The sequence below is a fragment of the Shewanella sp. MBTL60-007 genome (assembly GCF_019654915.1).
Lineage (GTDB): Bacteria > Pseudomonadota > Gammaproteobacteria > Enterobacterales > Shewanellaceae > Shewanella.
This window is the reverse complement of record NZ_BPET01000020.1, coordinates 78,636-88,661: the sequence shown is the minus strand read 5'-3', so window position 1 is coordinate 88,661 and position 10,026 is coordinate 78,636. Positions and strand designations below refer to the sequence as shown.

Genomic DNA, 10,026 nt, shown 5'->3' with positions numbered 1-10,026 from the left:
AGCAAAGACGGTAACAGCGGAACGGCCTGTGGCCTAGGGAACGTGACTGCGTCACTCACGGTACGCTGCGCTTACGGAAAAGCGGTGTTTTGTTGTAGGTCGGGCTTTAGCCCGTCATGCTTTTGATGTTCCTAGCAGGACGAAGTCCGTCCTCGCAGCGAAGCGTCCTAGAATCTAGCCCCTTCTTAGACCGGAAGGAGAGGTGAACCGCAACACTAATGGCTGCGGTTCTCATAAGAATGTATTAACTAGGATGTCGGCTGGCTCGGTACTTGTGTCTTAGCGCCGGCAGAGCTTCTAATGAACATAACAAGAGTCCCGTCCAGATCAGGGCGAAACTTACCGCTTTAACTTGATCAAACACTTCATTGAATACAATCACAGCCAGCAAGAACTGCAAACTAGGCTCGATATATTGCATCAGTCCTATCATAGATAAGCTGGTGGCTCTAATGGCCAATGCAAAGAAGACTAAAGGCATTAAGGTTACGGGCGCCGAGCCGATATAGAGCAGTAATACCGATGTTTGTCCTGATAATGCAGCCGATATCGCTACACTCTGATCAGAGCTCCACAGCCATAATAAATAGATCGCGGCAATCGGCATCAATAAAAGTGCCTCTATTGTTACAGAGGTGAGCGAGTCGAAGCGAATAAACTTCTTACATAAGCCGTAGAGAGCAAAAAAACTGCCCATGCTGAGTGCAAGCCAAGGCAGTTCGCCGTAGCTGTAGACCATGTAACTTATGCCACAAGTACCCAATACCACAGCCATTTTTTGCGCTGCAGTTAGTTTGTCCCCAAGAAACAGTACACCTAAACCAATCGCAAAGAGCGGGTTAATGAAAAAGCCTAAGCTGGCCGCAAGCACTTGCCCATGGGTAATCGCCCAAGTAAAGCTATACCAAGAGACACACATGATAAGGGATGCAAGTCCACAGAGTAGTACCGACCTCTTGTCGGCTTTAAGCTGTGAAATAGTGGGCAAGCTACGGCCCATGAGCAGAAATACGAGTACCATAAAGGGGACAGAGAACAAGATCCTAAACGCCAATAACTCGTTAATATTCGCATTAGGAAGAAAGTGATAATAGAGTGGCATCAAGCCCCATAACAGAAATGAGAAAGCAGCGAGTGCGTTGCCTTTAAATGAAGAGGCAGCGTTGTTTGATATTGTGGATTGCATAAGAATTTAGCTGGAATGGGTTAGGCTATGAAAGGCCGCTATTTTCTCATTAGCTGGGAGTAAAGAGTGTGACTTGAATCACCTTGCGTAATTGATTTATATGTAGTTAAGGGGACTGCTGTAGATAAGGATTTAGTTTAATACCTTTTATTTATCGCCTAAGCATTCGTAATCAATGGTCTCATTAACAAGAGGGTAGAGCGCTTTTGGACAAAAGTCATTTAGTGCTAAAGGTCTATAGGTAGGTCATGGAATTAGTAAATTTATGGTGTTTAAATAAAGTTTACACTGACCCCACATATCGTTGGTGAATCTTAATTCAGAGGCTTGTTATGTTTACAGTCGACCAATAACTATCGGGGTAATAAATGCAAATAAAGCTACCAAATGTCCGCCAATTAACAAAACTCTTAGTAAATTCCCCTTCCTTGATAAGGTATCATCATTAAGCGATCTATAGTCAGCTTTTAGTATAAATACCATAAACTTAAAAGAATTACTGATGGTGTTGTTTCTGATAAGTTGAAGCTTTCCCAGTTCAAGCCAAACCTGTGGGTGACTGGACTTGATGAGATTCAAAACACTTTTTGCTTCCACCAAATACCATATAGCTAAAGGGAACATTGAAAGGCAGAGTAACGGCCAAATTGCGGTAATAAATTCGCTCAAACTATTCCATCCTTAGAAACATAACGCCGCAATAAGCGGAAAATTACTGTTGGCTAAAATGTTTGAGGAACGAAAAACAGCCAACTGTAAATTTTCCGTTTAATTGCCTTGTTAGCAATATGTTTAATCCTATGAGAACGTTTTTATATGTTTCATGTTTTTTATTGAATCATTAAACTCTTGTAGTGATGAGTCAAGTTTATACATACCAAGTGTTTTAAGGTTATATCCTGCTTCAAATTGTTTAGGGCTAGGAAACTCAAACTCCATCTTAAAAGCATCATCATTTTCTGATATGTAAAAAAACTTTAAGTCATCAAAGGAGTAAACAGCACCATCAATAATTAAACTGTTTGAAGTTAAATCAAATACAAATAATTTTGGGTGTTTAATTACCTTATAAATACGATCAACTAGCCAAATTAATAGGAACGGTATACCTCCTATAAGAAAAATAGCTTTTCCCCAGAGATTATCAGGAATGCTTTCTCTAAAAAACAAAAATGGAATACATAAAAGAAGACATAAAAGTGGTTCACTTAAGGGACTAATATAATAATGCTTTTTAAATTGATATCTACCCAACTATGCCTCCTGCAATATTGCTAACGCCTCACTAAGAGGCAAATAATTGTTGGCTAAAATAAGCGACGAAGGAGCAAAAGCCAACTGTTATTTGTCCTTTTGAGTGACTTGTTAGGTATTGCTCAACTTTAACTCGTCCAAGAGAATTTAACTGTGTTTTCTGAAAAACTCGAGAACCGAACGATTAAATGTTTCAGGCTGTTCCCACTGGACAGCGTGCCCAGCTTCTGGAACCACAAGTGTCTCGCTATGGGGTATTTCTCGAGCGGCAGCTCGCATCATAGAAGGCGGTTGATATAAGTCAGCCCCACCTGCAATAAAAAAAGTAGGAACATTAGCAGCTCTAATTTTGTCCCATGTAATATTACTTTTCGCTTTTTGTCCGTGCCTAACCCCATCACCTTTAGACTTTTTCTCCATTTCAATCCAATCCTTTACCCCTTCAGGGTGCGCCCAACGATAGGAGGGGCCAAGCTCTTTAAACTCGGGCGGTAAATCACCAAAAGCTTTAGGAAGAATAAAGTCTAGTCGTTCATCGATACTTTTATCCCATAAGCCAAAGAGGCTACAGACGATAGTCATACTAAGTAGTTTTTCGGGATAAGAAACTACATAATCAGAAACAGCAAAACCTCCCGCTGCCAGACCCAGAATATGGAATTTATCTACACCTAAATGCTCAACTAAAGCATTAAGATCATCAGCATAATTACCGGTGTCATTTTTTGAACCGGCTGGAGAGCCAAAATATCCGCGTCTTGAATATGCAATTGTTCTAAACCCTGCTTTAGCAAAAGCAGGTTGTTGATAAGGCCAAGTTAATGCGCTACCTCTACCTGGATGTGAAAGTACAATTGCTGGACCCTCACCGCCTGTATCCCAGTAATAAAGCCCTGCACCACCTGAGAGTGGCAAAACACCTTCAGTTGCAGGAACCTGTTTTGGAGTTGGTAAATATTTGGGTTCCACTTTACTCGAATTAGCAACAGCATTTTGTGCTTGTGCCTGAACATTACCTGTGAGGCCACTAGTCGCGACAATGGTTACCATTGCAGTGGCTTTTTTTAGCATATCTCTTCGGCTGTCGCTGATCTTCTCTACTTGTTTTTCCATCCTGCTTCCCTGAATACAAACTAAACCATATTTTGTTTATTGATAAATTTACTTACGAGTATTTATCTTGAAAATGAGTAAAATGGTCAAATAAATACCTAACGCTCCACTTAGCGGGAGCCGGCCTGTCTGGAATCCGCCTATAGTGCATTGTTAGGAGCACCATTCAGAAAGGCTGGCATGGTGTTCCTTGGTGATAGCACATTTGCCAGCTACCTGAGTTCATAGCCCAAATAGAACAACGCTTTGAATACGATGGTTCAGTGTCGCCTCTTCTTTTAAGTGTTGCTCGGTAAAGCAGCTGAACACACTCGTCGCTCAATCTTCTCAACTCATAGTTATCTGCCGTAATTTCAGGAGCATCTTCACTAGGAAGACGAGACAAAACCTCGGATTTACCAAATTGATTTCCAGCCGCACCGATTTCAATAAAATCGTCCGCTATCAGTTTTTGAAGCTCTGCTGCTGAAGCGCGAGTACTAGAACGAAACAAATATTCTTCTAAGGTGATTATTGCCGTGCCTAATTCGTCCATTGAACCCTCGGGTGCTTCCTAACATCTATGGACGCTCCGTTTTGTGCAAGCTAAATTGTCATTGAATTCAAAGTTGGTATTGCAGCCATCTATTCGGATTCTAGTTAAGGCTTAAGCCTTGATCCCTGATGAGTTCCGCTAGCTCATGACTAATCATTTGGACGTATTCTTACATACGATGTTAGGGTCAGTTTTAATGAGCTACGGTCTTACCTATTTTGTCTTCAATTCTCTTTATGCCTACGCAAACCTTTGAGTGTCTTTACTTAATTTATTACCAACTAACTAGATGAATGACTCATCGTAATCAGTTCCATTTGCTAGCATTGACCACGCTATCCTTGCCAATTTGTTGGCTAGCGCGACAATGACAACATTTTTGTGTGCTCTGCATTCTAAATCTCGCAGCCACACTGTGACTTTCCGTTTTGGGTTCATGTGCCGTATTACCGCTCTAGCACCATGAATAAATAAACGCCTTAAATAACCATCACCACGCTTACTGATCCCTAATAATCGTGGCTTACCTCCGCTAGAGCTTTGTTTGGGGACTAGCCCTAGCCAAGCCGAAAGCTGTCTCCCAGATTTGAACTCTTTGCCTGTACCAATACTGGCAACTAATGCTGAAGCCGTGAGTCGACCTATACCCGGTACAGCCTCTAAGCGCTGACATTGTGGATTGCCTTTACTTGATTGAGCTATTTCTTTTTCCAGCACATCTAGATCAGACTCTAATTGATTAAGCCTTCTCTTCATTCTCAGCACATGACAAACCATTAGTTGAGGCAATAACTGTTCAGCACTTGAAAAATCATCTCTAAACCAGCTATGCAGCCTTCTTGGCCCTACTGGAATGGCAATACCAAATTCAGCTAAGGAGGCACGAATACGATTGATCAATGATGTCCGTTCTTTCACTATGCCATCTCGTTCTCTATGAACTAATAGCAGAGCTTGTTGCTCTTCATCTTTCACCGTGACGAAGCGCATGTTGGGTCGAGTTACAGCTTCGCAAACGGCTTCTGCATCATTCGCATCATTTTTGTTTGTTTTCACATATGGCTTCACATACTGTGTAGCCATAAGTTTGACCGTATGGCCTAGTCTTTCTATTTCTCTAGCCCAATAGTGAGAACTTGAACATGCCTCCATACCGATCAAGCAATGAGGTATATTGCCAAAAAAATTCAAAAACTTTGCTCTACGAAGCATTTTCCGGACAAGAGTTCTGCCTTTAGCATCTACAGCATGGATTTGAAAAACGTTTTTCGCTAGATCGACTCCAACAACTGAAATGTTATTCATAATCTTCTCCACTTACGTAAAATCATTTAGACAACGTAAAAGGGAGGAGCGTCCATCTCATTATTTGTATAGTGCGCATGCGCGTTTATTAAACCTGTTATTTAAATAAACACCAATATAAGGCATTGATGTTACAGGACAAATATTTTCTCCTCAAGTATAAGTGCGCATCATTTGTACAATATTTTTCTGGAAAAATGAGCAAAGCAGATAATACTGTATAAATAAACAGTTTAAGAGTGACTTCCCATGACAGCTAAAAAAAGCCCTTTTTTGACTCAAGTGAGTCAAGGTATGCGTATGCGCGGTTATAGTATCAAAACTGAAAAAGCATATTTATATTGGATTAAAGCCTTTATCAACTTTCAAAGAAAGCGCCACCCAGAAGTCATGGGGCATGCTGAAGTGACGCAATTCTTAAGCTTTTTATCTAACTCGCGTAATGTCGCAATTAATACACAGAAGGTTGCGCTTAATGCACTTGTGTATCTTTATCATAAGCACTTAAAACAAGAGTTAGGTGACTTGGGCTTTAGATATGCAACCAAGCAAAGGCAGTTACCTATTGTACTTTCAACAGACGAAGTTGCAGAGGTTCTTTGCCAGCTCAATGGGCGAGACCAGCTTATTGTCCAGTTACTCTATGGCAGCGGGCTACGTATCTCAGAATGTTTGAGATTGCGTATTCAGGATATCGATCTTGCACGTTGCTCACTCACTGTCAGAAATGGAAAAGGCCACAAAGATAGACAAACCATTCTCAGTCAAAAATGTGCTAATAAACTCCCTGCTTATATTGATGCTGCGCGTGCTATTCAAATTAAAGACAATACCAATGGTATTGGGCCATCTTTACCCAATGCATTAGAACGTAAATACCCCAATGCATTTAGGCAAGCAGGATGGATGTTTGTTTTCCCATCAAGTACCACAAGTGATAACCCTTATACTAAAACCTACTGTCGACACCATTTACATCAGAGTGTTATTCGAAAAGCGCTTGCGGCAGCGGTGCGAAAAACTAATATCATCAAGCGTGTTACATGCCATACCTTTAGGCATAGCTTTGCTACACATTTACTTCTTGCAGGGAGAGATATAAGAAGCATTCAGGAGCTACTCGGTCACAATGATGTTAATACCACTCAAATCTATACTCATGTGCTTGGTCAACATTATGCTGGAACCGTTAGCCCGCTAGATAATCTTTAATCTACTTAAACGAGAGTCTTCTAGATTGACTTGTAACAATGTCCATATCTAACGGCCAGTTCAGAATCCTTGCTTCTCGTCTGTCACACAAAGTTTCGCTTTACTCACCGTGCTGCAGCAGTGTCAGCACATAAGCACGCTGCAGGCGATTGATATCCATGAAGTTAAAATGCAGTACACACTTCCCCGTAGCTACAGCTCAAAGAAAATGTAATCAGCCTTCATTCGAAGGCTAAACTAATTAGTTGTAAGCTTCTAAACACTCAACAATTAAGTCTACAAATCCTTGTCTATCAAGTTTGCACAATACTTGGGTGTTGTGTGGATTATTGGTTAACTGATAACGGTCAACCACCGTCATTCCTTGGGTGTATTCGCCTTTGGTTTCAACACCGACCCAGCAATTATATGAGGTAAATAGCTCAGGCTTGAGTAACCATGCGATGGTGCAAGGGTCGTGCAGCGGCGCACCTTCAAATCCCCATTTTGGATCTCTGTGGTAGATCATAAAGAAATCCAAAAGTTCGGCGACGCACTTGGCGACTGGGTTGTTAATGGTACGAATACGCTCAATATCTTCATCCATGATCTGTGCTTGGTGAGTGATATCTAGGCCGCACATGGTGATAGGTATACCCGACTTAAACACCATATCAGCCGCTTCAGGATCGACGAAGATGTTAAATTCAGCTGCAGGTGTCCAGTTACCAGCTTCGGCTGCGCCGCCCATCAGTACGATACGCTCAATCTTGTTATGCAGCTCTGGGTAAGTAGCTAAAAACAGTGCGATATTGGTCAGTGGGCCAGATGGCACAAGAGTGACAGCTTCATCGCTTTCACGGACTTTCTGCGCCATTAATTCGATACCTGAAATCGATAGTGGCTCAAAAGCCGGATCGGGTAGTTTTGGGCCATCTAGGCCACTCTCACCATGAACGTTATCGGCAATGATCAGCTCACGAGCTAAAGGCTTAGGTGCTCCCGCAGCAACTGGGACATCGTGACGCTCTAGTAGCGTTAGAATACGTAGTGCGTTGTTTAAGGTTTTATCTGGGGTTTGGTTGCCCGCACTGGTGGTGACGGCTAACGGCTTTAATGCGCTGCTGCTCATGGCCAAAATTAGGGAAATGGCATCGTCATGGCCTGGATCGCAGTCGAGGATAATGGGGGTTACTTTTTGGGATTGTTGGTTTGCTTGTGTAGGGCTCATTGTTTGGCTCCGCAAAATGAGTGACTATTTAAATGGCTGTTTTAGCTTTGTTTAGCATCCTAGTGAGTTATAGAATCGAAAACTGTGACTGAGTAATCGCTTTGGGCTGCTACGCAGATGTTTTGCTTAATGTTTACGTGTTTGTCTAGCTTTTGCACAACTCATAAAAACGGCCCTTACTATCGCGATATTAGTAAGGGCCGAGTGTCGCTCTTATGTTTTAGTGGCTTAATTGCAAAGCTTCAGTAAATAAATAGCTCTCTAGAAATCACTATTAGTAACCAGCTGTCTGACTACCTGCGCGGCGGGGATCACTGGCGCCAAATATGCCTTGCTCTGTCAGCATAATCGACTGAGTAGAGCCTATGGCATTGTTGACTTTCACCTCGTGACCTTTAGCTTTTAGCAAGCTTTGGGTATCGCGGTTAAGAGAGTGCTCAACCCGCAGTACGTCCGGTAGCCATTGATGGTGAACACGAGGGGCATAGGTCGCCTCGGCAATATTCAAGTCGTGATCGATGACGTTCATGATGATCTGCATGGTTGTAGTGATAATGCGCGACCCGCCTGGGCTACCCGTGACAATATAGGGCTTGCCGTCTTTCATCACTATGGTTGGGCTCATTGAGCTCAATGGGCGCTTATTGCCTTCAACGGCGTTGGCTTCGCCGCCCACTAAACCATAACCGTTCGGGGTGCCAGGCTTGGCTGAAAAGTCATCCATTTCATTATTGAGCAAAATCCCCGTGCCTTTTGCCACGAGACCCGAGCCATAACTGAAGTTGAGGGTATAAGTGTTAGAGACGGCGTTACCCCACTTATCAACCACAGAGTAGTGTGTGGTTTGATTGCTCTCATAGGGGGCAAGTTTGCCGGGCTTAATTTCGCTGCTAGGTGTCGCCTTGTCGGGTGAGATCTGTTTGGCGAGTTGCTTGGCGTAATCTTTACTGAGCAGTGCGTTGACAGGCACATCATAAAAGTCTGGATCGCCTAAGTATTCGCTACGGTCGGCATAGGCGCGTTTCATGGATTCGGTCATTAAGTGCAATGTGGCGGCGGTGTTGTGACCTAACTCCTTAATCGGATAACCCTCTAACATATTGAGCATCTCAATAATATGGATGCCACCAGAAGAGGGAGGTGGCATAGATACTACCTGATAGCCTCTATATTCTCCGACCACAGGCTCGCGCTCAATCACTTTATAGTTTTTGAGATCGGCTAAGGTCATGATCCCACCAGCCTCTTGAATGGCTTTAACCAGCTTGTCTGCGGTTTCGCCTTGATAGAAGCCTTTACTGCCGTGTTTGGCAATGAGTGACAAGGAGTGTGCAAGTTCGGGCTGTTTTAATAACTCACCGCTTTGATAATCGCTGCCATCGGCTTTGTAAAAAATTTCGGCAGAACTGGGCCATTGTGCGATGCGCCTCTTAAGTCCCGATAATGAGGCTTGTAGATCAGGGGTCACGATAATGCCATCTTTAGCCATTTTAATCGCAGTATCGGTTACTTGTTTCATGGTCATGGTGCCGTATTTTTCGAGAGCCAGCTCCATGCCCATCACAGTGCCGGGAACGCCGACAGCTAAACCGTGCTCGCGGCTGAGTTTGTTAACGGGGTTGCCATCCTTATCGAGAAAAATATCGCGGTGGGCCTTAGCGGGCGCCATTTCGCGGTAATCGATGGCGATGGTTTTGTTAGGCTCGCTTAAGTGAACCAGCATAAATCCGCCACCGCCGATATTGCCGGCTCTTGGCAGGGTTACCGCTAAACTAAAGCCAACGGCTACCGCCGCATCGACGGCATTTCCCCCCTGTTTTAAGATTTCAACCCCCGCTTGCGTGGCAAGGGCTTCTTGACTCGACACCATGCCGTGTTTGGCCCAGATAGGCTGAGCGGTGGCAATATGGCTATAGATAGAGGTTTCTTTGGCCATCGCTGGCAGGGGAGTTGTGGCCGTAAGCGCTAAGGGGATAGCCATTGAAATGGTGAAGGCCAATGCTTTAATCGAATAAGCTTTAAGGGAATCAGATTTAAGCGAGCGTGGTGTAAACATGAGAGTCTTAAAGGCGCACATTTTCAATCCTTTGTATTTATTGTTATCGCTAAACGCTAGTCGTTGTCTATGAAGGCTTGAATACAATTAGTGATGACATTGTTATTTCAAACCTTATGACAGCAATGTGACGTTAATAGAAAACAAATGCAAGT

9 protein-coding genes are annotated in these 10,026 nt (G+C 43.2%); 1 reads left to right on the top strand and 8 read right to left on the bottom strand.

Features of this window, described 5'->3' with window-relative positions; translation table 11 throughout:
* Window positions 1-244 precede the first annotated feature (244 nt).
* The 6 genes from rarD to K5Q92_RS09420 all read right to left on the bottom strand — a co-directional run bounded on the left by rarD (window position 245) and on the right by K5Q92_RS09420 (window position 5,393).
* Window positions 245-1,186 carry an EamA family transporter RarD gene (gene rarD, locus K5Q92_RS09445; RefSeq protein ID WP_220768752.1) on the bottom strand — a complete coding sequence of 314 codons (942 nt, stop codon included), beginning with the start codon at window positions 1,184-1,186 and terminating at the stop codon, window positions 245-247.
* Between the two features lie 336 nt (window positions 1,187-1,522).
* Window positions 1,523-1,855, bottom strand: a complete 333-nt coding sequence (locus tag K5Q92_RS09440; protein WP_220768751.1) for a hypothetical protein — start codon at window positions 1,853-1,855, stop codon at window positions 1,523-1,525.
* 129 nt (window positions 1,856-1,984) lie between these two features.
* Window positions 1,985-2,440 (bottom strand): hypothetical protein, encoded by a 456-nt coding sequence (locus K5Q92_RS09435; protein ID WP_220768750.1) that lies wholly within the window; start codon window positions 2,438-2,440, stop codon window positions 1,985-1,987.
* Between the two features lie 147 nt (window positions 2,441-2,587).
* The gene (locus K5Q92_RS09430) at window positions 2,588-3,553 is read right to left on the bottom strand and encodes an alpha/beta fold hydrolase (RefSeq protein ID WP_220768749.1); all 966 of its coding nucleotides are present in this window, start codon (window positions 3,551-3,553) and stop codon (window positions 2,588-2,590) included.
* A gap of 166 nt (window positions 3,554-3,719) precedes the next feature.
* Window positions 3,720-4,088: a DUF4440 domain-containing protein gene (locus K5Q92_RS09425; RefSeq protein ID WP_220768748.1), complete on the bottom strand. Its 369-nt coding sequence runs from the start codon at window positions 4,086-4,088 to the stop codon at window positions 3,720-3,722.
* Between the two features lie 285 nt (window positions 4,089-4,373).
* Complete coding sequence (locus tag K5Q92_RS09420) at window positions 4,374-5,393, bottom strand: IS110 family transposase (protein ID WP_220768747.1); 1,020 nt, start codon at window positions 5,391-5,393, stop codon at window positions 4,374-4,376.
* A 249-nt stretch (window positions 5,394-5,642) separates the two neighbouring features.
* Here K5Q92_RS09420 and K5Q92_RS09415 point away from each other — a divergent pair, with 249 nt between their 5' ends.
* A complete protein-coding gene (locus K5Q92_RS09415; RefSeq protein ID WP_220768746.1) occupies window positions 5,643-6,605 on the top strand; it encodes an integron integrase in 963 nt (320 codons plus the stop codon).
* A 241-nt stretch (window positions 6,606-6,846) separates the two neighbouring features.
* Here K5Q92_RS09415 and rihA read toward each other — a convergent pair whose 3' ends face one another.
* Together rihA and ggt are read right to left on the bottom strand one after the other, a co-directional pair.
* Window positions 6,847-7,815, bottom strand: coding sequence for a pyrimidine-specific ribonucleoside hydrolase RihA (gene rihA / locus K5Q92_RS09410; RefSeq protein ID WP_220768745.1), 969 nt, complete (start codon window positions 7,813-7,815; stop codon window positions 6,847-6,849).
* Window positions 7,816-8,089: 274 nt separating this feature from the next.
* The gene (gene ggt / locus K5Q92_RS09405) at window positions 8,090-9,871 is read right to left on the bottom strand and encodes a gamma-glutamyltransferase (RefSeq protein ID WP_374758446.1); all 1,782 of its coding nucleotides are present in this window, start codon (window positions 9,869-9,871) and stop codon (window positions 8,090-8,092) included.
* Window positions 9,872-10,026 lie beyond the last annotated feature (155 nt).

Bases quoted from the DNA above. Each gene is read 5' to 3' on its own strand.
- rarD (WP_220768752.1), bottom strand. From the start codon at position 1,186: ATGCAATCCACAATATCAAACAACGCTGCCTCTTCATTTAAAGGCAAC.
- K5Q92_RS09430 (WP_220768749.1), bottom strand. From the start codon at position 3,553: ATGGAAAAACAAGTAGAGAAGATCAGCGACAGCCGAAGAGATATGCTA.
- K5Q92_RS09425 (WP_220768748.1), bottom strand. From the start codon at position 4,088: ATGGACGAATTAGGCACGGCAATAATCACCTTAGAAGAATATTTGTTT.
- K5Q92_RS09420 (WP_220768747.1), bottom strand. From the start codon at position 5,393: ATGAATAACATTTCAGTTGTTGGAGTCGATCTAGCGAAAAACGTTTTT.
- K5Q92_RS09415 (WP_220768746.1), top strand. From the start codon at position 5,643: ATGACAGCTAAAAAAAGCCCTTTTTTGACTCAAGTGAGTCAAGGTATG.
- rihA (WP_220768745.1), bottom strand. From the start codon at position 7,815: ATGAGCCCTACACAAGCAAACCAACAATCCCAAAAAGTAACCCCCATT.
- ggt (WP_374758446.1), bottom strand. From the start codon at position 9,871: ATGTTTACACCACGCTCGCTTAAATCTGATTCCCTTAAAGCTTATTCG.